The organism is Paenibacillus sp. FSL R7-0204, from assembly GCF_038002225.1.
Classification (GTDB): domain Bacteria; phylum Bacillota; class Bacilli; order Paenibacillales; family Paenibacillaceae; genus Paenibacillus_AQ.
In genome coordinates this window covers 7129739-7154788 of the sequence record NZ_JBBOCA010000001.1, presented here as the reverse complement: position 1 = coordinate 7154788, position 25050 = coordinate 7129739, and the positions used below count along the sequence as shown (strand labels likewise).

Here is a 25050-nt window from a genome sequence, read left to right as displayed (position 1 = left end):
TAGGAGGAACTATAAGCGTATGTTAAAAGCGACAGTCTACGTCACCATCAAGAAAAGCGTGCTCGACCCTCAGGGAGTTGCCGTGCAGGGTGCCCTGCATTCCGTTGGATTCCAGGAAGTTGAAAGTCTGCGGATTGGCAAGTATATGGAGCTGACCCTCGATACCGATAACCGCGCAGAAGCGGAAGGACGCCTGAAGGAAATGTGCGAGAAGCTGCTGGCCAACACGGTGATCGAGGATTACCGCTACGAATTGGAGGACTAAACGTCATGAAATTTGCGGTACTTGTCTTTCCAGGCTCCAATTGTGACATTGACTGCTACAAAGCAGTAGAAGACAGCCTCGGCGAACCAGTAGATTATGTATGGCATACAGCGACAGATCTGTCGGCGTATGACTGCATTCTCGTGCCGGGCGGCTTCTCTTATGGTGACTACCTGCGCTGCGGCGCAATCTCCCGGTTCGCTCCGGTAATGGCTGAAGTGGCTAAGGCGGCAGAGCAGGGTAAATTCGTGCTTGGCATCTGCAACGGATTCCAGATTCTGACCGAAGCAGGTCTTCTGCCGGGCGCGCTGCGCCGCAACATGTCGATGAAGTTCCGTTGTCATGACACGGTGCTTAAGGTCGTTAATAACACAACCCCGTTTACTATTGACTATGCGAAGGATGAAGAGATCGTCATTCCTATCGCGCATGGCGAAGGCAATTACTATTGTGATGAAGAGACGCTCGCAGAGCTTCAAGCGAATAATCAGATCGTATTCACCTACAGTGACAACCCGAACGGTTCGGTGGCCGATATTGCCGGAGTCAGTAATAGGGCGGGCAATGTAGTCGGCATGATGCCTCACCCGGAGCGTGCAGCGAATAGCCTGCTCGGATCGGAAGACGGCAAACGGATGTTCACATCCATTCTCAAGACATGGAGGGATCGTTATGACGCAGCAAGTATCCGCTAAGGAGCCGACCGCAGAGCAGATCGCGGAGCAGAAAATCTACAGTCAGTTCGGTGTATCAGACAGCGAATATGAGCTCATTACCTCCTTCATGGGACGTAAGCCCAACTATACAGAAATCGGTGTGTTCAGCGTCATGTGGTCTGAGCACTGTGCATATAAGAACTCCAAGCCGCTGCTGAGCCGCTTCCCGACAAGCGGGCCTAAGGTGCTGATGGGACCGGGCGAAGGCGCGGGCATCGTGGACATCGGTGATAACCAGGCAGTTGTCTTCAAAATCGAAAGCCACAACCATCCGTCTGCAGTAGAGCCTTATCAGGGCGCGGCGACCGGGGTGGGCGGGATTATCCGCGATATTTTCTCCATGGGTGCAAGACCGGTGGCCTTGCTGAACTCCCTGCGCTTTGGGAAGCTGGAAAGTGACCGGGTAAAATATCTGTTCGAGCATGTCGTGTCCGGGATTGCAGGCTACGGCAACTGTATCGGTATCCCTACTGTCGGCGGGGAAATTATGTTCGACAACAGCTATGACGGTAATCCGCTGGTCAATGCGATGTGTGTCGGACTAATCGATCATGACAAAATCCAGCGTGGTGTCGCTAAAGGGGTCGGTAACCCCGTGTTCTACGTAGGTCCGCCTACTGGCCGTGACGGCATTCATGGTGCGACCTTCGCATCGGTAGAGCTGAGTGAAGAATCGGAAGCCAAGAAGACAGCAGTTCAGGTTGGCGATCCGTTCATGGAGAAGCTGGTAATGGAATCCTGCCTGGAGCTGATCGACAGCGGCATTGTCCTCGGCATTCAGGATATGGGCGCAGCCGGACTGACCTGCTCCAGCGCGGAAATGGCGAGCAAGGCAGGCAACGGTCTGGAGCTGTATCTGGATCAGGTGCCGCAGCGTGAAGACGGAATGACTCCCTATGAGATGATGCTCTCGGAATCACAGGAGCGGATGCTGTTCGTGGTGGAGCCTAAGGATGAGGCGCAGGCGCAGGAGATTTTTGACCGCTGGGGCGTGATCTGCCGCAAGGTGGGTAAAGTGACCGATGACGGCCGTCTGAAGCTTTTCCATCACGGCGAAGTGGTCGGCGATATGCCGGTGAAGGCGCTGGTGGATGAATGTCCGATCTATAACAAACCGTCTGCAGTTCCTGCTTACTACGAGGAGAATGCAGCGATTGATACGCTGCGTTATGAGGAAGTGACTGATCTGGGCGGCGCGCTGCGTACCGTACTGGGATCGCCTACCGTAGCAAGCAAAGCATGGGTGTACAACCAATACGATTACATGGTACGCACCAGCACGGCGGTTCGTCCGGGTTCCGATGCGGCAGTCGTAACCATTCATGGTACCCGCAAAGGTCTGGCCATGACGACGGACTGTAACGGCCGTTATGTCTATCTGGACCCTGAAGTGGGCGGACGCATTGCTGTCAGCGAAGCGGCGCGCAATATTGTCTGCTCCGGTGCCCAGCCACTGGCGATTACGGACAACCTGAACTTCGGCAGCCCGGAGAAGCCAGAGATCTTCTGGCAGATGGAACGGGCGGTAGACGGTATGGCGGAAGCTTGCCGGGTGCTGGATACGCCGGTTATTGGCGGGAATGTCAGTCTGTACAATGAGAATGCTTCAGGAGCTATCTACCCGACACCGGTTGTGGGCATGGTAGGGCTCATTGAAGATACGGATCATATTACAACCCAGGCCTTCAAGCAGGAAGGCGATGCTGTATTGCTGCTCGGCGTGACGAAGGCAGAGCTGGGAGGCAGTGAATTCCAGTATGCCGTTCACGGCTTGACCGAAGGGCGTCCGCCAGAGCTGGACCTGGCGACAGAGCGCAAGCTGTTGGATGCCGTACTCGCTGCAATCCGCAGCGGTGGGGTGCGCTCGGCGCATGACCTGTCTGAAGGCGGTCTGGCCGGAGCCCTGGCAGAGAGCTGCATCAGCGGCAGCATCGGCGCGAATATTGAACTGTCTGCTGGCGGATTGCGCCTGGATGTGGCGCTGTTCAGCGAGAGCCAGTCCCGTATTATCCTGACTTCGGCGCCTGAGCATGCAGAAGAGCTTAAGGCGGCAGTTGCCGCATACGGCGTGCCTGTAGAGATCATTGGAACCGTGGGCGGAGAGCGTCTGCGCGTTACACTGGACGGCTCGTCTGCACTGGATGAAGCTGTCACCGAACTGAAGACCATTTGGGAGGATGCTATTCCATGTCTTATGAAATAAAGACCGGGAACAAGCAGGAAGCCCCTATCCTGTGGACCGGCGACTTTTACAATGAAGGAACGGGCTCGGGAGATATTTTTGACACGTTAAAAGAGGAATGCGGCGTCTTCGGGGTCTTCGGACACCCGGAAGCCGCTTCAATGTCCTATTATGGCCTGCATGCCCTGCAGCACCGGGGAGAAGAGAGCGCAGGCATCTGCGTGGCGGATGGACGCGACTTCAACTATCACCGCGGCATGGGCCTGGTGAAGGAAGTCTTCGACAAAGACAAGATCGCATCGCTGGTGGGAGACATGTCCATCGGCCATGTGCGGTACTCCACCAGCGGGGACAGCCGGCTGACCAATGCGCAGCCGCTGGTCTTCAAATACCGTGACGGCGATCTGGCGATTGCCACGAACGGCAATATCGTTAACGAACCGCTGATCCGCAAGCAGCTGGAGCAGGGCGGCTCGATCTTCCAGACGACCAGCGATACCGAGGTGCTGGCGCATCTGATTGCTCGTTCGCAGAAGGATTTTGTCGAAGCGACGAAGGATGCCTTGTCGCAGCTGGTCGGCGGCTTCGCCTTCCTGCTGATGACCAATGACAAGCTGATCGTGGCCTCCGATACACACGGACTCCGTCCGCTCGTGATGGGCCGTCTGGGCGAAGCCTATGTCTTCGCTTCCGAGTCGTGTGCGCTTGAAGTCATCGGTGCCCAGCTGGTGCGTGATATTGAACCGGGTGAACTGTTGGTGCTGGATCAGAACGGCTTCCGTGAAGAACGCTTCGCCGAGCCTAAGCGCAAAGCGCTGTGCGCGATGGAGTACATCTACTTCGCCCGCCCGGACAGCGACCTGAACGGCTCCAACCTGCACTCCGCCCGCAAGCGGATGGGCAGCCGTATGGCGCTCGAAGCCTTCGTGGATGCGGATATTGTCACCGGCGTGCCGGATTCCAGTATCTCCGCCGCCATCGGCTATGCCGAGCAGACGGGCATCCCGTACGAGCTGGGGCTGATCAAGAACAAGTATACCGGCCGCACGTTCATCCAGCCCAGCCAGGAGCTGCGTGAGCAGGGCGTCAAAATGAAGCTGAGCGCCGTGCGCCGCGTCGTCGAGGGCCAGCGCGTAGTGATGATCGATGATTCCATCGTGCGCGGCACCACCTCGCGCCGGATCGTCAACCTGCTGCGCGAAGCCGGAGCCTTAGAGGTCCACGTGCGGATTACCTCGCCGCCGTTCAAGAATCCGTGCTTCTATGGCATCGATACCCCGGACCGCCGCGAGCTGATTGCTTCATACAAGACCATCGCCGAGATGTGCGAGGAGATCAACGCCGATTCCCTGGCGTTCCTCTCGCCCGAAGGACTGATCCAGTCCATCGGCGGCTATAATAGTGACGACTACAAAGGCGGCCTATGCCTGTCCTGCTTCGACAATGATTACCCGACGCAGGTGGATTTCGGCGGGGAAGAGAAGGACGGATGCAGTTGTTAGGTGGGACATCCCCCTAAATCCCCCTTGCGAAGGGGGACCCCGGAGGGCGCTGCCCTCCGGCCACCCGAAAGTTTGGTGTGAGGAGTTTGCTCTAAACTTGCTAAGAGGGCGTGGGTGCGGGTGCCCGCTTTGTCCCTGTGTGCTGCGCACGGCCGGGACACGCTTATGCGGCGCTGCACCCCCGGCGGCCTGCGGTCCGCCGGGCCCTCTTGCTCCAGAATCTGCCCTGTTTGCTGCGCAAATCCGGAGATTCTGTCGCCCTAGGGAACGCACGGCTTCGCCCCGTGCAGGCCAAGCTCCCGCCCCCGTCCTGTTTGCTATCGCAAAGTCGGGGGAGCGGTTGCCTAAGTAGGCGCTGGGCTTCGCACAGCGCCGACCCCTTGCCGCTGTGCAAGGCGCGAAGCTTCGGCTTGCGGCAGGGATTTAAACCCGGTGGTTGGAGTCATGGAGAGGAAATTTGGAACTGTAGGAGCGATAGCGTTCGCCTGAAAGCTTTCCGTAGGAAAGCTCGCTTCGGAAGCATATGCTATGCTATTTGGATTTCTACCGCGGCCGGCGGTTCAAATCAAGGAAATCCAAATATAACAGCGGCCGGAAGTCCAAATGTTCCTCGGAATGACGACTATAACCACCTGTCTTTTCAATCCCTGCCGCCCCGAACACGCGCTCTAAACTAATTTAAATGAGGTGCTCAAAAGTGTCGGAAGCTTATAAAAACGCCGGAGTGGATATTGCGGCTGGCAATGAAGCCGTAGAACGCATGAAGAAGCATGTAAAGCGCACATACCGTCCGGAAGTGATGACGGAGCTGGGCGGCTTCGGAGCCCTGTTCGGCCTGAATAAGGACAAGTACGAAGAGCCGGTTCTCGTATCGGGAACAGATGGTGTGGGCACGAAGCTGAAGATCGCGTTCGCGGCTGACCGCCACGACACGATTGGCATCGATGCGGTCGCCATGTGCGTAAATGACATCGTGGTACAGGGCGCTGAGCCCCTGTTCTTCCTCGATTATCTGGCCTGCGACAAGGTCGTGCCGGAGAAGATTGAGGCGATCGTAGCCGGGATCGCGGAAGGCTGCCATCAGGCAGGCTGTGCGCTGATCGGCGGCGAGACCGCCGAGATGCCGGGCATGTATTCGGCTGGCGAATATGATATCGCCGGATTCACCGTCGGCGTGGCCGATAAGGCGAAGCTGGTAACCGGAGCAGACATTGCTCCAGGAGACACCGTTATTGGTCTGGCTTCGAGCGGAATTCACAGCAACGGCTTCTCGCTGGTACGCAAGCTTTTGCTGGAAGAGGGCGGCTACGGCTTGAACGATGTCGTGCCTGAACTCGGGGCTCCGCTTGTGGACGTATTGCTGGCCCCAACCCGAATCTACGTGAAGTCGCTGCTCGCTCTGCTCGAACAGCTTCCAGTTAAGGGCATGGCCCATATTACCGGCGGCGGGTTCATCGAGAACATTCCGCGCGTATTACCGGAGCATGTGAATGTTGAGATCAACTACGGCTCCTGGCCGATTCAGCCGGTCTTCAGCCTGATGCAGAGCAAGGGACAGGTAAGCAACCGCGACATGTTCACAACGTTCAATATGGGCGTGGGGCTGGTGCTGGTCGTGGCGGAAGCGGACGGAGAGCGTGCGCTTGCGCTGCTTAAGGCCAGCGGGGAAGAGGCTTACCGGATCGGCACAGTTACTGAAGGAGAGCGCATCGTTACCTTCACGGGAGCTGAAGTCTGATGGAGTGGGGCCGAATCGCTGTCTTTGCCTCCGGAACAGGCAGCAATTTCGCTGCACTGGTCCAGGCACAGCGGGAGGGCAGGCTGGGCGGAGGCAGCATAGAGCTGCTAGTCTCGGATAAACCGGAAGCGCCTGTAGCACAGCGGGCAGAGGAGGCAGGAATTCCTGCTCTGCTGCTGCGGCCGAAGGACTTCGCGGGCCGGGAGCAATACGAGGCCGCGATTGTGGCTGAATTGCAGCGCCGGAACATCGGACTGGTGGTGCTGGCCGGCTACATGCGGCTGATCTCCTCCGTTCTGCTTGCACCGTATGCCGGACGGATCATCAATATTCATCCTTCGCTGCTGCCTGCTTTTGCCGGGAAGGACGCCATCGGGCAGGCGCTGGAATATGGCGTGAAGCTGACGGGCGTGACCGTGCATTTTGTAGATGGAGGCATGGATACCGGGCCGGTGATTGCCCAGCGCAGCGTGGAGATCCAGTCTGGAGACACCGCCGAATCGCTGGCTGCACGCATCCATCAGGTGGAATACGCGCTGTATCCTGAGGTAGTGAGTGCTTTTGCCGCCGGAAAAGTAGAATTGAACGGAAGAATGACGACCATTGGCGATTAATAGAAGTAGCTGTATATTTCTCGGGAAATACTGCTGGGGAGGCGGAAATTGACGGAAGCTCTGGCGGCATGGCCGGAAATTGCGAAAATACAGGTTTGCTGGCATAAGGACAGAAGCACAAATAGCAGGACAGAAACACCAGGGAATTCTAAATTAATAGTTTGTTCTACAGGATTCGTTGCTGTAATCATCCGGAGTTCATCCGGCAAACATTCATAGGCACGGGGATCATTTGATTTAAAGGTTCAGTATTCCCAACTCATTAAGCTAAGCTGCTGGAACAGGTGGATTTTCTCCATCTAATCTGGCTGATCTATGCGGTGAACGGAGCGTAAGTGGAAAAAGTACAGCTAATCCGGCCCCAATCGAATGATTGACCTTATCTGGCGTCATTTAAGTGTACATTTTCCAACTACTGCCCCGCTACGTGCTTCCCCGCCGGAATTAGATAACAAAAATCCAACTAAATCAGCAGCGCCAATGAGTGGGTGCAAGCCGTCTTCAAGAGCAGCCGATTCATCAAGTAACTCTTACAACACCCCAATAATCTAGCGTGAATCCAGAGGAGGACTATTCAAAGTGAGTATCAAGAGAGCGCTGGTCAGCGTATCGGACAAACAGGGCATCGTGGATTTTTGCCGCGAGTTGTCTGCATTAGGCGTAGAAATTATCTCCACAGGCGGCACCAGCACACTTTTGGCGAAGGAAGGCGTTCCGGTCATTGGCATCTCTGATGTTACCGGCTTCCCTGAGATCATGGATGGACGTGTCAAAACCTTACATCCAGCCGTACACAGCGGCCTCCTGGCCGTTCGTGACAATGAAGAGCATACCCGTCAGATGAATGAGCTTGGCCTTGATTACATCGACCTCGTTGTGGTGAATCTGTATCCGTTCGCGGAGACGATTGCCAAGCCGGATGTGTCTTATGAAGAGGCTATTGAGAACATTGATATCGGCGGACCGACGATGCTGCGTTCTGCGGCGAAGAACCATGCGTTTGTCAGTGTGGTGGTCGATGCGGCCGACTATGCGAATGTGCTTGAAGAAGTACGCGCCGGTGGAGATACAACCCTTGCAACCCGCAAACGTCTTGCGGCCAAAGTCTTCCGCCATACGGCGGCTTACGACGCCCTGATTGCCGATTATCTGGCGAATGTCACCGGGGAACCGCTGCCGGAGCGCTATACGGTCACTTATGAGAAAATCCAGGATCTTCGTTACGGGGAGAACCCGCATCAGAAGGCTGCGTTCTACCGCAAGCCGCTGGCGGCGCAGGATACCCTGACGGCTGCTGAGCAGCTGCACGGCAAAGAGCTGTCCTACAACAATATCAATGACGCGAACGCGGCGCTGCAGATTGTCAAAGAGTTCGAAGAGCCTGCCGTTGTAGCCGTGAAGCATATGAATCCTTGCGGAGTCGGCGTAGGCACAAGTGTCTATGAAGCGTATCAAAAAGCATACAATGCGGACCCTACCTCCATCTTCGGCGGAATTGTGGCAGCCAACCGGATTGTTGATGCGGACACGGCTAATCTGCTGAAGGATATTTTCCTCGAAATCGTCTTGGCCCCAGGCTTCACGGACGAAGCGCTGGAGATCCTGACGAAGAAAAAGAATATCCGCCTGCTTAAGCTGGGCAACCTCAGCACTGCCGCATCCCGCAAGAGCAGCTTTGTGGTCACCTCCGTTGAAGGAGGAATGGTGGTGCAGGAGAGCGATGTACACTCCGTGAATCCTGAGGAATTGCAAGTGGTAACCGACCGTAAGCCTACCGAAGAAGAGCTGAAGCAGCTGTTGTTCGGCTGGAAGGTCGTGAAGCATGTGAAGTCCAACGCCATCGTGCTGGCGGCTGACGATATGACGGTCGGTGTAGGTGCAGGACAGATGAACCGTGTCGGTGCGGCCAAGATTGCCATTGAACAAGCAGGCGAGAAAGCGAAGGGTGCTGTGCTGGCATCAGACGCCTTCTTCCCGATGGGCGATACCCTGGAAATGGCTGCGAAGGCGGGCATTACAGCAGTTATTCAGCCGGGAGGCTCGATCAAGGACGAGGAATCGGTTAAGGTTGCCAATGAATACGGCATTGCCATGGTCTTCACCGGCGTACGCCACTTCAAACACTAGCACGCTGGGAGGATCAGAGCCTTATGGATATTTTAGTAGTCGGCGGCGGCGGGCGCGAGCATGCGATCATCTGGAGCTTGTCCCGCAGTCCCCGTGCCGGTAAAATCTACTGCGCGCCCGGCAATGCCGGGATTGCGCAGCTTGCGGAATGTGTGCCGGTCGGCGTCTTCGAGTTCGATAAGCTGACCGCTTTTGCCAAGGAGAAGAAGGTAGGCCTGGTAGTCATCGGACCGGATGATCCGCTCGCTGCGGGCATTGTGGATGCCTTCGAAGCCCAGGATATCCCTGTATTCGGCCCGCGTAAGAATGCCGCAGAGATTGAGGGCAGCAAGACCTTCATGAAGGATCTGCTGCATAAATACAGCATTCCGACAGCCGCGTATGAGAAATTCAGCGATTATGAGACAGCCCTGTCTTATCTGCGGAGCCAAGAGCTGCCGATTGTCATCAAGGCGGACGGCCTGGCCGCAGGCAAAGGGGTAACCGTGGCGTATTCCCGGGAGGAAGCGGAGCAGGCCCTTCAGGAGATCATGGTCGACAAGGTCTTTGGGGAAGCAGGGGCGCACGTAGTCATTGAGGAGTTCCTTGCCGGGCAGGAAATGTCGATTCTGGCGTTCGTGGATGGCGAAACGGTACGGCCGATGGCTGCGGCCCAGGACCATAAGCCTGTATTCGACGGCGATAAAGGACCTAATACGGGAGGCATGGGTACATATTCCCCGCTGCCGCATATCGATGAAGCGATCATCCGTGAAGCGGTAGAGACGATTATTGAACCGACAGCCAGAGCAATGGTAGCAGAGGGGCGGCCATTCAGCGGAGTACTGTTCGCAGGGCTGATGATCTCGCCGGACGGCAGACCGAAGACGATTGAGTTCAATGCCCGCTTCGGGGACCCGGAGACCCAGGTGGTTCTTCCCCGGCTGCGAAGCGATCTGCTGGAGATTTTCCTGGCTGTGACCGAAGGCAGACTCGCCGATATTCCGATTGAGTGGAGCGAAGAGGCAGCAGTCTGCGTGGTCCTGGCCTCGGAGGGGTATCCCGGGCCTTACCCGAAGGGCGTGCCGATCAGCGGGCTGGAAGACAGCGGCTCTGCGCTGGTCTTCCATGCCGGAACCGCACGCAGCGAAGACGGCGGCTGGGTGACCACCGGCGGCCGCGTGCTTGGAGTGGTAGGCCTGGGGGCAACCATTGCCGAAGCACGTATATCGGCCTATGCCAGTGCGGAGACTATTACGTTTGCGGGTAAACAGAACCGCACTGACATCGCAATGAAGGCACTGGTCTGAGGAGAAAGTCCCAAAAAAAGGACTGACAAGTTGTAGGAGAAGTGCTATAATACAACTCGTACGGGGGAAAATGTGCGGATATATACAGATAAAGGGTCTTTCCTTTCTAAGGAAAGGCCTTTTTTAAAATAGAAGAATTCCTATGTTCGACGCTACGAATGTTATAATAGTACAATAACAGCGATGCTTATGCAGATGTACAGTTACTGATTTAAGGGGGAATTAGTTTTGAGTAAGGTAGGAAGAAATGACTTATGCCCGTGTGGAAGCGGGAACAAATATAAGAAATGCTGCATGGAGAAAGACAGAGCGGCGGCCCAGTCGATGCTGCGGCTGGTTACCGCAGGGGATGCAGCGGCGCAAGCACCTGTAACCATACCCGGCGTAATCGTACACGAGGAACAGCCGGCTACGGTAAGTGCTGCCCCTGCTGCGGGCAAGCTAACGCTGCCCAAGCTGAAGAAGATGGTGGCGAAGGAGCTGAGCTGGGAGCATCCGGCCCATGAACAGCTGGCGCTGGAGCTGATTGAGCACATGAGAGACCAGTATGACCGTGAGCTGATCCTGGAAGCACTGCTGCTGTGGAACGGCTTCTCCCGCCAGACCAAGCCGGCCGTGAAGAAGACAGGCTCCTTCTGTGCGGCGATCGAATACCTGCTGTCCGAGGAGTACGGCTTCATGCTGTCGCAGGCGGAGCTGGCGGACAAATACGCGATTACCACGGCCACGATCTCCCGCAAGGTTAAAGAAATATATAACTATGTCGAGGAATACGGCATGACCGGGGAAGCAGACGATTTAATGGCGCTGAACGGGGCGGAAACTCCGCAGGAGAAGGCGCAGACCCTTCTGGCCCAAGCTATGGAGGCAACCTCTGCGAAGCGCCGGGTCCAGCTGGCGGAGAAGGCACTGGAGCTCTATCCGGACAGCCCGGAAGCCTACCTTATTCTCGCCGAGGAAATGGAGAATGAGGAGGAAGCCCGCGAGCTGCTGAAGGCGGGAATCGCCGCAGGCAGACGGGAGCTGGGCGAGTCTTATTTTACGAAGCATAAAGGGTTCTTCTGGGGGCTCTATGAGACCCGTCCTTATATCCGGATGTGCCAGAGCTACGCGGAATCCTGCTGGTTCGGCGGTAAGGCGGAGGAAGCAACAGAGATGCTGGAGCACATTCTGGAGCTTAATAAGGATGATAATACCGGTGCCCGCTATCTGCTGACTGCTGTATATCTGTATAGCAACCAGCTCGAAGAAGCAGAGCGGATCATTAAGAACTACGGTGAAGAGGATGCGGCGGCGGCTTTTGCCTATGACCGGATTGTACTGGAGTTCAAGAAGAACGGTATTACCTCGCAGCTCAAAATGCTCTACCGCATAGCCCGCGGAGTGAACAAGCATGTGCCGGATTACCTGTTGGGCTTGAAGCGGCTGCCGAATAACCTTCCGGATTTTGTCGGTATGGGTGATCCCAATGAAGCGATTGAATATGTAATTATGCATTCGCGCTTGTGGGCGAGCCTGCCGGACCTGCTTAAGTGGATGCTGAAGCAATAGGAATAATATAGGATATTAGAGCACAGTCCTTCGGGGCTGTGTTTTTTTATGGAGATTAGGAGTGACCTCGCTGCTATCACCGGACACAGGCCGAATGTAGTCGGAAAACCGACTACAATGGGCGATGGCGCAGGTGGATGGGCGAATGTAGTCGGAAAACCGACCACAATGAGCGATGGCGCAGGTGGATGGGCGAATGTAGTCGGAAAACCGACCACAATGGGCAGTGGCGCAGGTGGATGGGCGAATGTAGTCGGAAAACCGACCACAATGGGCAGTGGCGCAGGTGAATGGCCGAATGTAGTCGGAAAACCGACTACACTGGCGGTGGGATTGGGCTACGTATAAATCCCCTTGCCAATATAGTCTAATTAGACTAAATTATCTGAAAAGAGGTCCTCCTAATGTTATTCATTACTGGAGCAACTGGAACTGTCGGAAATCGGGTTGTACAACACCTCAAGTCTAAGGATATCCATTTCAAAGCCCTGACCCGGACACCGGAGAAGCTGATGAGCGATCAGAGCGATCACATGAGTGTCGTCACAGGCGATATTAAGGATTGCAGCGCCTGGTCAGACAGCCTGAGCGGTGTGGAGACCTTATTCCTGATCCTGCTGGATGATGCCGAAGAGATTCTGCAGGCTGCCCGGGACAAAGGTGTACGGAACATTGTGTTCTTATCCTCAGCTTCCATCAACCGCTCGGATGCCGGTTACAATGAGAATGCTATGAAACATAAGAAGGTCGAGGAGCAGATTCAGGCGTATGGCTTTCGGTATGTGTATATCCGGGCGGAGGCCTTCATGCACAATACCGTTTACTGGAGGGACCTTTTTAGATACAATAAGGGGACGATCCGGTTACCGGCCCTGGAGGCAAAGCTGGCCAGTGTGCATGAAGCAGATATTGCCGAAGTGATCAGTAAGGTTGTAGCGGATTTTGACAGATTCTCCGGGCAGGTCTTGACGCTCACAGGAGCAAATATTCTTAGCCAGCGGAACATATTGACGGAAATCTCCAAGCAACTGGGACAATCCGTTCGACTGGAAGAGCAGGCGATCGAGGACTTCCGTTCTTATATGAGCAATTACATCGCTGAAGAGTACATTACCCTTAGAGTCCAGGACTGGGAGTATAGCCTGAAGCATAAGCTCGCCGTGACGGACACGGTGCTGACGATACTTGGCCGGGAGCCTTATACGTTCAGAGAATGGATTGCGGAGCATCTCGGTGATTTTCAATAAATACAGAAAGAGGAATTCACTATTATACCCTTACTTATACTGGGTCTGCTGAAGGATTGCGGACAATCCAGCGCTTATGAATTACTCAGTGTCTTCAAGGAGCGGGATTACAGGTATCTTGTTCATATGACGAAGGGATCGCTGTATTACAACCTCCAGAAGTTAGCGGGTGAAGGCTTGGTCCGGCTGGTGGAGGTCGTTAGCGTGAACAATTATCCCGAGCAATATATCTACGAGATTACACCGCAGGGCGACGAGCACTTCAAAGGGCTGATGGCCAAATATTCGCTGCAGACGGACGATATTACGTTAGCCTTTTATATGACGACGCTGTTTGCCCACCAATATGATCCTGAGCAATTCAAGGCGGCTGTAGCGGTGCAGATGGAGCAGACACGGCGTAAGATTGCTGAGATTGACCATGCGCTGGATGCCAAGCATGATAAGATCTACGATACTGCAAAATCGATGATGAATAATGTCAGAGCGCACCATGAATTGAACCTGATGTGGTTTCAGGAGCTGCTGGAACAGTAGTGCGGCAGATTGCTGGATAAGATGAATTGGAAAATTGGTGTATAGAGATCCTGCTCCCTTTTGTTTGCTGAATACAGCAGATACAAGGGAGTGTTTTTTTGTGCAAATAACCTGACATGAACAAGCGGTAATATGGATAAATAAGAAGCTTAACTCGATAATTATGAGAAAATACCTAACATGGACACACTTATTTCACAGCCTATGGGAAAACGGTACAGGGATAAAGGGATTTTTTGCAGAAATAAGTCGAAAAGACAGAGAAGATTCGGGACAGCCCCGGGTCTTTATACATGGAAGGTGGGAGGGTCTATGGCACTGGGAAAGAGTAAGAGGGTCAGGGAGAGGGGGCTTATCGGCTCACTCCGTAATATGGGGATTCGCGGCAAGCTGTTTTTGTCGGTGATTCTGTCTGTGGTGATTATTTTCATGGCGGTGTCTGCAGTGATCTACAGCAATGCCAAGCAGCTTATCGTGGACGGACTGAAGAGCTCATTGACGTACGAGAAAGGGGAGATCGGGGTGCAGGTCAATGACCTGCTGCAGCCTGCTGTGGACAGTGTAGCACTGCTCAATGCCAACGCCTACCTCCGCGATTTCATTCTGAGGGTGAAGGATGCGCAGACGCTGAAGACCACAGAAGGGTACGCTGAACTGATCGATACGCTGAACCTGATCAAGAACAACAATAAGAATCTGCTCAATGTATACATAGGTCTGGATGCGGTGAACAAGGTGATAACCCAGGATGAATTCGAGCCTCCGGCAGACTATGTGCTGAAGGAGCGAAGCTGGTATTCCACTACGGCTGTGAACAAGCGTGTTACGATTACCAATCCTTATATTGATGCCGGGTCGGGCAAAATGGTCGTCAGTGTCAGCACACCGCTGCTTGATGATTCGGGCAAGCTGATCGGTGTGGCGAGTGCAGATATTTCGATTGAGCAGATTACAGCGGCGCTGGGCGCTTTTAATTATAAGGGCAGCGGCTATGCCGTGCTGATTGATGAGACAGGGACCTTCATCTACCATCCCAATCCGGATCATATCCTGCTGAAGAAGATGGCTGACCTGGGTGGATCGTGGAAGACTGTTGGCGATAAAATGCTGCAGTGGGGCTCTAATGTCATCCGGACGGACATAGACGGCGAGCCCAGCTATGTCTCCTATTCACCGGCTGTGGCTAACCAGTGGTCAGTAGCGCTGATCGTACCGCAGAAGCATGCGGAGCTGGAGCTGAAGCGCTTCGAGCTGATTTTCTTCCTCTCTATTATTGCTTCGATTGCGGTGCTGTCTGTCCTGCTGTATCTGGTCTCGGGCAGTATCCTGAAGCAGATTCCGCTGCTCACGGCTGCGTTCGGGCAGGCGAAGGACGGAGACCTGTCGGTAAGGGCAAGAGTAACCGCGGGAGGCGAGATCGGGGTGCTGGCTGAAGGCTTCAACGATATGATCGCGTCGCAACAGTTACTGATTCAAGAGATCATGCACAGCTCGCAGAGTATCTCGGGGGCGGTAGGGAATACAGAGCAGAACGTATTCGTGCTGGACGGCAGCATCACCGATATCTCGGGGGTTACGGAGGAGCTGTCGGCAGGCTTGCAGCAGACCGCCGCCTCGATGGAGGAGATGAATGCCAGCACAATAGAGATCGAGGCTGCGATCAACGGGATTGCCCGCAAAGCCCAGGAGGGGGCGGAAGCTGCCGGAGAAATTAACGTACGGGCGGAGCGGCTGAAGGAGAGGGCCTGGGAATCCCGCACACAGGCGGATACTGTGTACGGGCTTAGTGAAGAGAAGCTGCGCACGGCCATTGAACAGTCGGGGGCGATCTCGCAGATCAGCGTGCTTACAGGCGCCATTCTGGAGATCGCCGCCCAGACCAACCTGTTATCGCTGAATGCTTCAATTGAGGCAGCAAGGGCCGGGGAAGCGGGCCGGGGGTTCGCTGTAGTGGCGGAGGAGATCCGTAAGCTCGCGGACAACTCGCGTGAGACGGTGACGGAGATTCAGGGAGTGACTGGGGCAGTAATCGAGGCGGTGTCCAATCTGGTGGAGGCTGCGGAGAGTATGCTGGGCTTCATGGACAACCAGGTGAAGAAGGACTACGATGCCATGCAGGAGACCGGAGAGCGGTACAGGGAGGATGCCCGGTATATCGGGGAGCTGGTGACCGACTTCAGCGCTACCTCGGAAGAGCTGCTGGCTTCCATCCAGAGCATGCTTACTGCGATCAGCGAGACGGGCAGTGCAACGAATGAGGGGGCGGAAGGAGCGGGAGCCATTGCTGCCGGAGCGGAGCAGATCATCGGGCGGTCCGGCAGCATCGTAGCGGAGATGGAGGAGATTAAGCTCAGCTCGGCGCAGTTGTTGAGTGCGGTGTCGAGGTTTAAGGTATAGGCTTCAACAATTCCACTCTCAGTGGATGTTATGGTGTGTGGAGAGGACAAGGGTTGAAAAAAAGTCCTTGGAAGAGTATGTTACAAGAAGCGAAACGATAAGAAAGAGACAGTGAGGCGGGGAAAACATGAGAGAAGGCGAAAACCGGATCGTAGGAATGGAAGATATTGTACGAGCACACCATGTGCTGCGGGAGGTTATCGTCCGTACACCGCTCCAGCTGGATGCGGTATTGTCGGCCAAATATGGCTGTAATGTGTACTTGAAGCGTGAGGATCTGCAGATTGTACGCTCCTTCAAAATCCGGGGAGCCTATAATATGATCCGCAGTTTGTCTGACGAAGACAGAGCCAAGGGCATCGTCTGCGCCAGCGCGGGAAATCATGCCCAGGGCGTGGCTTATTCCTGCAAGGCACTCGGCATCAAAGGCAAGATATTCATGCCGAGCACTACCCCTAATCAGAAGATTAAGCAGGTCCGGCGCTTTGGCGGCGAATTCGTTGAGGTGATTCTGAAGGGGGATACCTTCGATGATGCTTATGATGAAGCACTCCAGGCTTGCATTGACTATAGCATGACCCTGATTCACCCGTTCGATGAGCCGCGTATTATTGCCGGCAACGGAACCATTGCCATGGAGGTAATGGAGAATCTGGACAAGCCTGCGGACTTCGTGTTCGTCACCATCGGCGGCGGCGGGCTGGCAGCCGGTGTAGCTACCTATATCAAGACGGTGAGCCCGGCAACTAAGGTGATTGGTGTGGAGCCTAGCGGCGCAGCTTCTATGATTGAGGCCATGGAGAGCGGTGAGGTGGTCACCTTGAAGGAGATTAACAAGTTCGTGGACGGCGCGGCGGTGAAGCGTGTCGGTGGCTTGACCTTCGATATCTGCTCGAAGCTTCTGGATGATGTGGTGAAGGTGCCAGAGGGTAAGGCTTGTACCACTATTCTGGAGCTGTATAACGAGAACGCCATTGTGGTGGAGCCTGCCGGTTCGCTCCCCATTGCTGCACTGGACATGTACCGTGATCAGATCCGCGGCAAAAGCGTGGTCTGCATCGTCAGCGGCGGCAACAACGATATTGACCGGATGCAGGAGATCAAGGAGCGTTCCCTGATCTATGAGGGCCTTAAGCATTATTTCATGGTCAACTTCCCGCAGCGCGCAGGTGCCCTGCGCGAGTTCCTGACCGAGGTGGTCGGACCGGACGATGATATTACCCGGTTCGAATACACAAAGAAGAATGAGAAGGAGAACGGCCCGGCCCTGGTCGGCATTGAGCTGATGTCTACCGATGCCTACGCCCCGCTGATTGAGCGGATGGAGCAGAAGGGCGTCGATTACGTGGAGATCAACAAGGATGTTAATCTGTTCAGTATGCTGATCTGAGTTGCGGCGAGTAGCTGCATATAGACAAAGTAAGCCCCGCCCAGCAAAGTCTGGACGGGGCTGTTTCACGTTGTGTGGGATGTAGTTGAACCGCCTACGGCTGAGGCACCTCAGTCTTCAGATACTGCTCCGCCGCGTCGTCCAGCAGGTAGCCGTTACTCTTCATCAGCTTCATGAAGCCCTCAAGCTTCTGCAGGAAGGCGCTTGTGCTGCTGTTCTTGGCCAGGATGCTGGTGTAGGCCTTCTGCGCCTCCAGATCCATCTCCAGATTATCATAATGGAAGAGCGGGGTATTGTTCTGGCCGTAGAAGGTGTTCACAGCATACTGGTTATACAGCGTCTTAACGGCCTGCACCCGGTTGGATTTGGGGTAGGTCTGGATGAATTGCTCCTGGGTCAGTGCACGGTCGGCCACCTCTCCCCAGGCAATGATCAGCCCGTTATCCTTGGAAGGGGGCAGATCTGATTCAGCCGCCATAATGGAAATATAACTGCTGATATCCTCCGTTACATAAGGCTTATATTTGCGGTAACCGGCATAATCAATCACCGGGTAAAAGCTGCCCTCGGCCGTATCCAGCTTGTATCCGCTCTCTCCTGCATTTTGCAGCAGGGTGCGCAGCGCGGCGTTATCCGTACCCTCAGCCAGCTTTTGCATGCTGACTCCCCCTCTGTAGACGGTGAGAAGCTTCCGCTGGATGTCGCTGCTGCTGAATTTCTTCTCCCAGGAGGGGAGCAGCGCCTTATGCAGGTTCTCCAGCTTCAGCGTCAGTACAGTCGCCTGATAAGGAGTGACTGCATATAGCTTCGTCTTCATATAGGCAATGGTGCCCGGCAGGTTACCGCTGGACAGCAGCGGCAGCGCGCCCTTGTAGACCGCTTCTGCATGGCTGGCAGTCTTAGCGCTTGCAGCTGCACCGGAAGTGCCTGTCCGGCTGCTTCCGCTGCCTTCGGCACCGGCCGGGACAGCTGCGCCTGCCTGAAGCCCTATGAGCAGGGTGATTGCGGCGGATAGAACGGCATGCTTTTTCATTCGAGTCTCCTCCTGTGTGGAATGGATGTGGGATACAGCCTCTAAGATGGGAAGAATATGAATTTCAGCCCCAGCCCTCCGGCAGCGGCCAGAGCCAGACTAACCCAAGGCGAAACCGGAATCACCGGGAATAGATTATCGAGGAATATACCGGCGAATACCGCAATCACGGCAATTCCAATATAAATGCCCAGGGCCTTAATATCGAAGGTCTTGGGCTTCGGACTGTCGTCCTCCGAGAGGGAGGCCATCCATTTCATAATCAGCTCAACCAGCAGGATGGAGCCTGCTCCGACAACGACCAGCGTGAGCAGGCTGAGCTGGCCGAACAGTTCGTGCGGACCGCCGCTCCACTGCGTAATCAAACCGCAGGCGCCCATCGTCCCGAACAGCAGGGTCAGAGCGGACCAGGAGATCATCAGAGAGTTCTTCAGCCGGCTGCGCGGTGTGCGCGGCGGGGCGCTGTCCATCACGTCCTTGAAATAATCACCGGGCTTCTCGCCAAAAATCTGCTTGGCATTCTTGCCCTTGGCTTGTCCCTTCAGCAGCAGCCCGGCCGCCTCCAGCAGCAGCTCCTCTGCACGTACAGCATCTACTGAACTGGCGCGCATCGCCAGAATCATATCTTCGAAATAAGAGCGGTTAGACGGCGTCATCTGTTCCCGCAGCAGGTTGTTCTGCTTAATCATAGCTTTGACTTTCATAGTGTGGACCTATACCTCCAGCATTGAGTGATCAGGATACCTTCAACCTAGAGTATACGTTTGTGCACCAGCCGTGTGCAAGGACAACGTTCGTTCACGAAGGTTTGAATAATCCTTTTGGAAGAGTAAACACTGAAGAGGTGGTGGCTTCACCAACTATAGCTAGAGGGAAGGCAGGGAGCGTTATGGAACAGGACAACAAGCAGGAACCCGGCAAGGCTGTGAACGGCGGCACCGCGCCTGTACCGACTAATGATGTGGGGGACTGGGGCAATTCTGACGGCTTCAGCCTATGGGATGCTGCGGGGCAGGGCCAGGAGAACGGGCTCGGGGATTGGGAAGGCCGGCAGGAGACACACGACATGTTTCACGACAGCTATGACTGAGTGATGCCTAAGCGGATATGGGCCTCTTTTGCTCCTAAGGGAGTGGAAGGGGCCTTTCTCCGGTAGAACAGTCTTAAGCTGCGGGCTTCATGCGTATTGACAACAAATTAGCGCAGATATTATAATAGAGACATTAATCATACTAAGTTAATCGGAATTATTATAATATAAAATAAATCAGCCATTCAGGGGAGGACGCCGCAATGGAACGGAATATCATCATCCGGCATAACGGAGAGGAATTGACAGCGAGCATACATTATCCGGCCGCAGACCGGGCAGCGACAGGACGGTGCAAGAACCGGGTGCCGCTTGCAGTGATCTGCCACGGCTTCGTGGGCAGCCGGATCGGTGTCGACCGGATCTTCGTCAAGGCAGCCCGTGAGCTGGCGCAGGATGGCTATATGGTAATCCGCTTCGATTATGCGGGCTGCGGGGAGAGCAGCGGTGATTACGGCAGCGAGGATATGGAGTCGATGATCGGGCAGACCCGGGCGGTGCTGGATTACGGCATCAGCTCGGCCGATGTGGACCCGCAGCGTGTAACGCTGATCGGACACAGTCTGGGCGGCGCGGTGGCGCTGCTGACCGGTGTCCGCGACCGGCGTGTGAAGAATCTTGTACTGTGGTCAGCCGTCGGCTATCCCTTCAATGATATCGTCAAGATTGTCGGCAGGGAAGCCTTCGACCGGTCGGTGAAGAGCGGCTGCGCAGATTATGCAGGCTATTCGTTCACTCCGGTATACTTCAATTCCCTGGCCGCCTTCCAGCCGTTCCAGGAAGCCGGAAAGTTCAGCGGCGATGTGCTGGTCATCCACGGAACCTCCGATGATGTGATTCCTGTAGACTATGCGTTCCTCTACCAGAAGCTGTTCTGGACCCGGCCGGAAGGACGGTGCGACAAAGAAATTATTTTCCAGGGTGATCATACCTTCTCTTCGGGTCCGGCGCAGGAACAGGTGCTGAAGCGCACCCGGGACTGGATGAACCAGCAGGAGCATCTGCAGGAGGAATGGCAGAACTGGATGATATAGGAGCGGTAACTGCACTCGCAATGGCTGGGAATTAGCTGTAAAATAAAGGGGAAGACCATACCGGAAATGGAGGCTCTTACCCTATGAAATTACCGGCCTTTTTCATTGCGCACGGCTCCCCGCTGCTGGTACTTGAGGATAACGACTACACGCGTTTCTTGCAGCGGCTGGGTTCGGATCTGGGGAAGCCGCGCGGCATTGTGATCTTCTCAGCTCATTGGGACAGTCCAGAGCAGCTGATCACAGTGGACGCACAGCATGAAACGCAGCATGATTTCTACGGGTTCCCGGAAGAGATGTATCAGCTGAGTTATCCTGCTCCAGGTGATCCTGCACTCAGCCGCCGTATTTCGGAACTGTTCAAGAATAGTAATCTGCCCCATCAGCCTGTGCTGGGCCGTGGGCTGGATCATGGCGCCTGGGTCATCCTGAGCACCATGTTCCCGCAGGCGGATATTCCGGTCGTGGCCTTATCCGTGGATTCGCTCCGCTCGCCTGAGGAGCAGTACAACATCGGACGGATGCTGGCACCGCTGCGCGAGGAAGGTGTCCTCCTGATCGGCAGCGGCGGTCTGGTGCATAACCTCAGGCTGCTGAAGCAGAAGGATCAGCCGGAGCAATGGGCGCTTGACTTCGACGGGTGGATTGCAGAGCGGCTTGCGGTCTGGGATCTTCCCTCCCTGTATGCCTATGAGAAGCAAGCACCGCATGTGAGGGAGGCCGTACCTGCCTACGGCAAGGAACATTTCATCCCGCTCTTCTACGTAATGGGTGCAGCCGATGAAGGCAGGGCGGCACAGTTAATGATTCAGGCCTATCAATACGGTACGCTCAGCCTGAACTGCTGGATGTTTGACTAATATAAGAATGAATAGAGGGTACAGCTGCTACAAGGGCTGTACCCTTTTTCTGCTGCCGTCTCCACTTGGCTCAAGACAAACTCTGCCAGCTATGATTAAATGAAGGAAGCGAGTTTCACAGAATAGAATCGCGAGAAGCAAGCTGTAACTTACGATTAGGAGGAACAACGTGTCTATATCGATGAACCGTTATGTATCCCGTCCTGTATCTGCTCTGGTCCTTGCCGCCGTGCTGCTCTCTGCCTGCAGTAACGAGCAGGCCAGCCCTGTGCCCGTACCCACGTCTGCACCAACAGCAGCGCCTACCCTGGAGCCACAGCCGACAGAGGTGGTACAGTCCCCCTCTCCTGAGCCTGCCGCCGGAGCAGTCTCCGGCTTAACAGGCCTGCCGGTTGAGGAGGAGATCCTGCCCCGGCCGCTCGCGGTCATGATCAATAATGCCCCGGCGGCCCGCCCGCAGTCCGGGATCAGCGAGGCGGATATTCTGTACGAGGTGCTGGCCGAAGGCGGAATTACCCGGCTGATCGGTATCTTTCAGAGTCATGCCGGGGTGGTGAAGATTGGGCCGATCCGCAGTATCCGCCCTTACCTGCTGGATATCGGCGAGAGCTATGGCGGCATAACGGTGCATGCCGGAGGCAGTCCGGATGCCTATGCCATTCTGCAACGGCAGAAGAAGGCGGATATGGACGAAATCGGCCGCGCGGGGGCCTACTTCTGGCGGGACAAGGAACGCAAGGCCCCGCATAACCTGTACAGCAATGCCGCCAAGCTGCGGGAGGGGGCAGTGAAGCTGGGTTATGCGGAGAGCGTGAAGGTACCGGGTTTTCTTTTCCATGATCCGGAGTACATTCCTGTGGAGGGCACCCCGGCGCTTGCGCTGGGTGTGAACTTCCTGCTGAAGAGCTACAATGTCGGGTACCATTATAACGCAGAGCAGCGCACATACGCCCGCTGGGTGAACGGCAAGCCGCATCTCGATCTGAATAATAACCGTCCGGTGGAAGCGGCAAACATCATCGTGATGGGTTCGGATCATAAGGTGCTGGACGATGTCGGCCGGCTGCAGGTGGATACGGAGCTGGGGGGAGAAGCAGTGCTGTTACAGCGCGGCGTAGCGATGAACGGCAAGTGGTCGCGCAGCCCCGGAGACGTCATCCGGTTCGTGAAGAAGGACGGCAAGGAGGCGCTGATGTTCCCGGGGATTACCCATATTCTGATCGTTCCGAACAGCCCTTCGTTCAGCAGTCATCTCGAATACGCGCAGGCGCCTGCATCCCCCTAATTCCGGCTGGAGATTGAATGTTCGGATGATTATTTTCGTAAGTTGCAGGGAATTGTTATTATAGTGTAAAAAAGTTCGGTTTTTTGTCTTCTATCCCTTCTGTCGATATGATAAGATAACAAGGGTTGTCATTCATTTTCATGCATTTACATTTGGATGGCTGCATTTTTTTACGGCAATTTCATGTAAAGGGGTATAAAGCTAATGAGGCTCAGAAAAAAGGATATATTCTTTGAGACGCTGGAAAACATGGCTGACACCATTGTTCAGGCGGCGGATTATTTCGCTCAGAATATCTCGACTCTCCAGGGCAATGTGGAGAACTTCGCCGCGGAGATGAAGAAATACGAATCCCAGTGCGATACCTACACACACACTGTCATCAAGGAATTGAACAAGACGTTCATTACGCCGCTGGAACGGGACGACATCATGGATCTGATTACAAGCATGGACGATGTCATTGATGGGCTGGAGGCTTCTGCCTCGCGTTTCTATATGTATAACCTGCTGGATGCGGATGAGTATATTGTCCAGTTCGCAGAGATTCTCCGCCAGAGTGCATACGAGATCCAGAAGGCGGTTCATTTGCTCTCCCAGAAGAAGCTGCTGGCGATCCGCGAATACACCATCCGTCTGAATGATCTGGAGAACCAGGGCGACGAAGTCCTGCGTATCTGCACCAAGGCCCTGTTCGAGACTGTGAAGGACCCGATTGAGCTGATTAAGCGCAAAGAATTGTATGAGCGGCTCGAGACCACCACGGATAAATGTGAAGACGTAGCCAACATGCTGGAATCGATCATCATGCGTAACTCATAAGGGGCCTCAATATGGATACATCTATATATGTACTAGCTTTTGTTATCTTTCTTGCGCTGGCGTTCGACTTCATCAACGGCTTCCATGATACCGCCAATGCGATTGCTACCTCTGTCTCGACCCGTGCGCTGAAGCCGCGTACAGCCATCATGCTGGCCGCCTCGATGAACTTTATCGGCGCATTGATGTTCACCGGCGTGGCGAAGAAGATCGGGGGCAGCATTACCGATCCGACCTTGCTGGACAACGGGATAGACATTGTCACAGCGACGCTCATTGCGGCAATTATCTGGAATCTCGTGACCTGGTGGCTGGGTATTCCTTCGTCCTCCTCCCATGCGCTTATCGGTGCGTTAGCCGGTGCGGTGTATGTCGGGGCAGGTACAGAGCATATCAAATGGAGCGGGTTCATTGAGATCGTAGAGGGGCTGATTTTCTCCCCGCTGATCGCTTTTGTAATCGGGTATATTGTGATGACGATCCTGAAGTGGATCTTCGCGAAGCGCAGTCCGCATACGGTCAACAAGGGCTTCCGTTCGATGCAGATCGTAACGGCCGCACTGCAATCCTTCACCCATGGTACGAATGACGCACAGAAGGCGATGGGGATCATTACCTTTGCCCTCGTTACCTCGGGACGGCTTGAGACAATGGAGGTTCCGCTCTGGGTTAAGATTGCAGCGGCTACATCCATGGCACTCGGAACGTCTATCGGCGGCTGGAAGATCATTAAGACAATGGGCACGAAGATTTTTAAAATCGAGCCGATCAACGGCTTCGCGGCGGATATTTCGGCGGCCTCTGTTATTTTCACGGCTACGCTGCTGCATCTGCCGGTAAGTACAACCCACGCGATCACCTCATCGATTCTGGGTGTAGGTTCAGCCAAGCGCTTCTCCGCTGTCAAATGGGGAGTGGCCGGACGGATCGTGGTTACCTGGTTCATTACCATTCCGATCAGCGCCTTGCTGTCTGGAGTGATCTTCAAGCTCTTCTTCTAGGACTGAACAGAATAGATTGCCTGGACAAGATGTCGCAGAAGCCATGGATGGCTTTAGGACATCTTTTTTTGCGTTCAGCGGTAAACCTCGGCGTAAGCGGGGGTTATTTGAAAATATAAGAATTTATATGTTGCACACGATAAATTATCCTTCTATTTCTCGCTGAAACGGTACCGTCCTTTAAAAGGACAGTAAAGCCGTTTCCACTTGTTTTTCAAGAGAAGAATGTCACAAAAGGCTACACCAAACTGATAAAAAATGTTAATAGGCATACAAAGAAAATGAAATACATCACATAATTAAAAGAAAATAACATATGGGAAATGGATTTTGCGTAGTATTATGTAGGATTTGGTAGTCTCTGGAGTAA

General features: G+C 54.7%; 22 protein-coding genes. 20 read left to right on the top strand and 2 right to left on the bottom strand.

All coding sequences use genetic code 11. The annotated features are described in order from the left end of the window. The first annotated feature begins 19 nt into the window (after nucleotides 1-19). The 14 genes from purS to ilvA all read left to right on the top strand — a co-directional run bounded on the left by purS (nucleotide 20) and on the right by ilvA (nucleotide 17555). Nucleotides 20-265, top strand: a complete 246-nt coding sequence (purS, locus tag MKX42_RS31015; RefSeq protein WP_019913657.1) for a phosphoribosylformylglycinamidine synthase subunit PurS — start codon at nucleotides 20-22, stop codon at nucleotides 263-265. A 5-nt stretch (nucleotides 266-270) separates the two neighbouring features. Next, nucleotides 271-960, top strand: a complete 690-nt coding sequence (gene purQ, locus MKX42_RS31010) for a phosphoribosylformylglycinamidine synthase subunit PurQ (protein WP_238653883.1) — start codon at nucleotides 271-273, stop codon at nucleotides 958-960. After that, nucleotides 938-3184: a phosphoribosylformylglycinamidine synthase subunit PurL gene (gene purL / locus MKX42_RS31005; protein WP_340757215.1), complete on the top strand. Its 2247-nt coding sequence runs from the start codon at nucleotides 938-940 to the stop codon at nucleotides 3182-3184. The genes purQ and purL overlap by 23 nt, the downstream gene beginning before the upstream one ends. After that, entirely contained in the window at nucleotides 3169-4665 is a 1497-nt protein-coding gene (purF, locus tag MKX42_RS31000) for an amidophosphoribosyltransferase (protein WP_340757213.1), read from the top strand. The genes purL and purF overlap by 16 nt, the downstream gene beginning before the upstream one ends. Before the next feature lie 697 nt (nucleotides 4666-5362). Further along, nucleotides 5363-6403: a phosphoribosylformylglycinamidine cyclo-ligase gene (purM, locus tag MKX42_RS30995; protein ID WP_340757211.1), complete on the top strand. Its 1041-nt coding sequence runs from the start codon at nucleotides 5363-5365 to the stop codon at nucleotides 6401-6403. Next, complete coding sequence (gene purN, locus MKX42_RS30990) at nucleotides 6403-7017, top strand: phosphoribosylglycinamide formyltransferase (protein ID WP_340757208.1); 615 nt, start codon at nucleotides 6403-6405, stop codon at nucleotides 7015-7017. The genes purM and purN overlap by 1 nt, the downstream gene beginning before the upstream one ends. A gap of 579 nt (nucleotides 7018-7596) precedes the next feature. Further along, entirely contained in the window at nucleotides 7597-9144 is a 1548-nt protein-coding gene (purH, locus tag MKX42_RS30985) for a bifunctional phosphoribosylaminoimidazolecarboxamide formyltransferase/IMP cyclohydrolase (protein WP_340757206.1), read from the top strand. 23 nt (nucleotides 9145-9167) lie between these two features. Then, entirely contained in the window at nucleotides 9168-10433 is a 1266-nt protein-coding gene (gene purD, locus MKX42_RS30980) for a phosphoribosylamine--glycine ligase (protein ID WP_340757204.1), read from the top strand. Between the two features lie 228 nt (nucleotides 10434-10661). Next, nucleotides 10662-11984 carry an SEC-C metal-binding domain-containing protein gene (locus MKX42_RS30975; protein ID WP_340757202.1) on the top strand — a complete coding sequence of 441 codons (1323 nt, stop codon included), beginning with the start codon at nucleotides 10662-10664 and terminating at the stop codon, nucleotides 11982-11984. Nucleotides 11985-12032: 48 nt separating this feature from the next. After that, a complete protein-coding gene (locus MKX42_RS30970; protein WP_340757200.1) occupies nucleotides 12033-12332 on the top strand; it encodes a hypothetical protein in 300 nt (99 codons plus the stop codon). A 56-nt stretch (nucleotides 12333-12388) separates the two neighbouring features. Next, complete coding sequence (locus tag MKX42_RS30965) at nucleotides 12389-13231, top strand: NmrA family NAD(P)-binding protein (protein ID WP_340757197.1); 843 nt, start codon at nucleotides 12389-12391, stop codon at nucleotides 13229-13231. Continuing rightward, entirely contained in the window at nucleotides 13232-13768 is a 537-nt protein-coding gene (locus MKX42_RS30960) for a PadR family transcriptional regulator (RefSeq protein WP_340757904.1), read from the top strand. 312 nt (nucleotides 13769-14080) lie between these two features. Further along, a complete protein-coding gene (locus tag MKX42_RS30955; protein WP_340757196.1) occupies nucleotides 14081-16165 on the top strand; it encodes a methyl-accepting chemotaxis protein in 2085 nt (694 codons plus the stop codon). Between the two features lie 127 nt (nucleotides 16166-16292). Then, nucleotides 16293-17555: a threonine ammonia-lyase IlvA gene (gene ilvA / locus MKX42_RS30950; protein ID WP_340757193.1), complete on the top strand. Its 1263-nt coding sequence runs from the start codon at nucleotides 16293-16295 to the stop codon at nucleotides 17553-17555. 94 nt (nucleotides 17556-17649) lie between these two features. Here the strand turns inward: ilvA and MKX42_RS30945 are convergent, their stop codons facing one another. Then, a complete protein-coding gene (locus tag MKX42_RS30945) occupies nucleotides 17650-18588 on the bottom strand; it encodes a hypothetical protein (protein ID WP_340757191.1) in 939 nt (312 codons plus the stop codon). Between the two features lie 41 nt (nucleotides 18589-18629). Further along, a complete protein-coding gene (locus MKX42_RS30940) occupies nucleotides 18630-19292 on the bottom strand; it encodes a DUF1129 family protein (RefSeq protein WP_340757189.1) in 663 nt (220 codons plus the stop codon). Nucleotides 19293-19477: 185 nt separating this feature from the next. Here MKX42_RS30940 and MKX42_RS30935 point away from each other — a divergent pair, with 185 nt between their 5' ends. From MKX42_RS30935 to MKX42_RS30910, 6 genes are all read left to right on the top strand, one after another. Then, nucleotides 19478-19678, top strand: coding sequence for a hypothetical protein (locus MKX42_RS30935; protein ID WP_340757187.1), 201 nt, complete (start codon nucleotides 19478-19480; stop codon nucleotides 19676-19678). A 203-nt stretch (nucleotides 19679-19881) separates the two neighbouring features. After that, a complete protein-coding gene (locus MKX42_RS30930; RefSeq protein WP_340757185.1) occupies nucleotides 19882-20712 on the top strand; it encodes an alpha/beta hydrolase family protein in 831 nt (276 codons plus the stop codon). 83 nt (nucleotides 20713-20795) lie between these two features. After that, nucleotides 20796-21572: a DODA-type extradiol aromatic ring-opening family dioxygenase gene (locus tag MKX42_RS30925; protein ID WP_340757183.1), complete on the top strand. Its 777-nt coding sequence runs from the start codon at nucleotides 20796-20798 to the stop codon at nucleotides 21570-21572. Between the two features lie 169 nt (nucleotides 21573-21741). Beyond that, nucleotides 21742-22857: a DUF3048 domain-containing protein gene (locus MKX42_RS30920; RefSeq protein ID WP_340757181.1), complete on the top strand. Its 1116-nt coding sequence runs from the start codon at nucleotides 21742-21744 to the stop codon at nucleotides 22855-22857. Nucleotides 22858-23061: 204 nt separating this feature from the next. After that, entirely contained in the window at nucleotides 23062-23679 is a 618-nt protein-coding gene (locus tag MKX42_RS30915) for a DUF47 domain-containing protein (RefSeq protein WP_209875491.1), read from the top strand. An 11-nt stretch (nucleotides 23680-23690) separates the two neighbouring features. Next, a complete protein-coding gene (locus MKX42_RS30910) occupies nucleotides 23691-24680 on the top strand; it encodes an inorganic phosphate transporter (RefSeq protein WP_036693255.1) in 990 nt (329 codons plus the stop codon). The last annotated feature ends 370 nt before the right edge of the window (nucleotides 24681-25050 follow it).

Coding starts and splice junctions, on each gene's coding strand:
- purS (WP_019913657.1), top strand. CDS start 20: ATGTTAAAAGCGACAGTCTACGTCACCATCAAGAAAAGCGTGCTCGAC.
- purQ (WP_238653883.1), top strand. CDS start 271: ATGAAATTTGCGGTACTTGTCTTTCCAGGCTCCAATTGTGACATTGAC.
- purL (WP_340757215.1), top strand. CDS start 938: ATGACGCAGCAAGTATCCGCTAAGGAGCCGACCGCAGAGCAGATCGCG.
- purF (WP_340757213.1), top strand. CDS start 3,169: ATGTCTTATGAAATAAAGACCGGGAACAAGCAGGAAGCCCCTATCCTG.
- purN (WP_340757208.1), top strand. CDS start 6,403: ATGGAGTGGGGCCGAATCGCTGTCTTTGCCTCCGGAACAGGCAGCAAT.
- purD (WP_340757204.1), top strand. CDS start 9,168: ATGGATATTTTAGTAGTCGGCGGCGGCGGGCGCGAGCATGCGATCATC.
- MKX42_RS30970 (WP_340757200.1), top strand. CDS start 12,033: ATGGAGATTAGGAGTGACCTCGCTGCTATCACCGGACACAGGCCGAAT.
- MKX42_RS30965 (WP_340757197.1), top strand. CDS start 12,389: ATGTTATTCATTACTGGAGCAACTGGAACTGTCGGAAATCGGGTTGTA.
- MKX42_RS30955 (WP_340757196.1), top strand. CDS start 14,081: ATGGCACTGGGAAAGAGTAAGAGGGTCAGGGAGAGGGGGCTTATCGGC.
- ilvA (WP_340757193.1), top strand. CDS start 16,293: ATGAGAGAAGGCGAAAACCGGATCGTAGGAATGGAAGATATTGTACGA.
- MKX42_RS30945 (WP_340757191.1), bottom strand. CDS start 18,588: ATGAAAAAGCATGCCGTTCTATCCGCCGCAATCACCCTGCTCATAGGG.
- MKX42_RS30940 (WP_340757189.1), bottom strand. CDS start 19,292: ATGAAAGTCAAAGCTATGATTAAGCAGAACAACCTGCTGCGGGAACAG.
- MKX42_RS30935 (WP_340757187.1), top strand. CDS start 19,478: ATGGAACAGGACAACAAGCAGGAACCCGGCAAGGCTGTGAACGGCGGC.
- MKX42_RS30930 (WP_340757185.1), top strand. CDS start 19,882: ATGGAACGGAATATCATCATCCGGCATAACGGAGAGGAATTGACAGCG.
- MKX42_RS30925 (WP_340757183.1), top strand. CDS start 20,796: ATGAAATTACCGGCCTTTTTCATTGCGCACGGCTCCCCGCTGCTGGTA.
- MKX42_RS30915 (WP_209875491.1), top strand. CDS start 23,062: ATGAGGCTCAGAAAAAAGGATATATTCTTTGAGACGCTGGAAAACATG.
- MKX42_RS30910 (WP_036693255.1), top strand. CDS start 23,691: ATGGATACATCTATATATGTACTAGCTTTTGTTATCTTTCTTGCGCTG.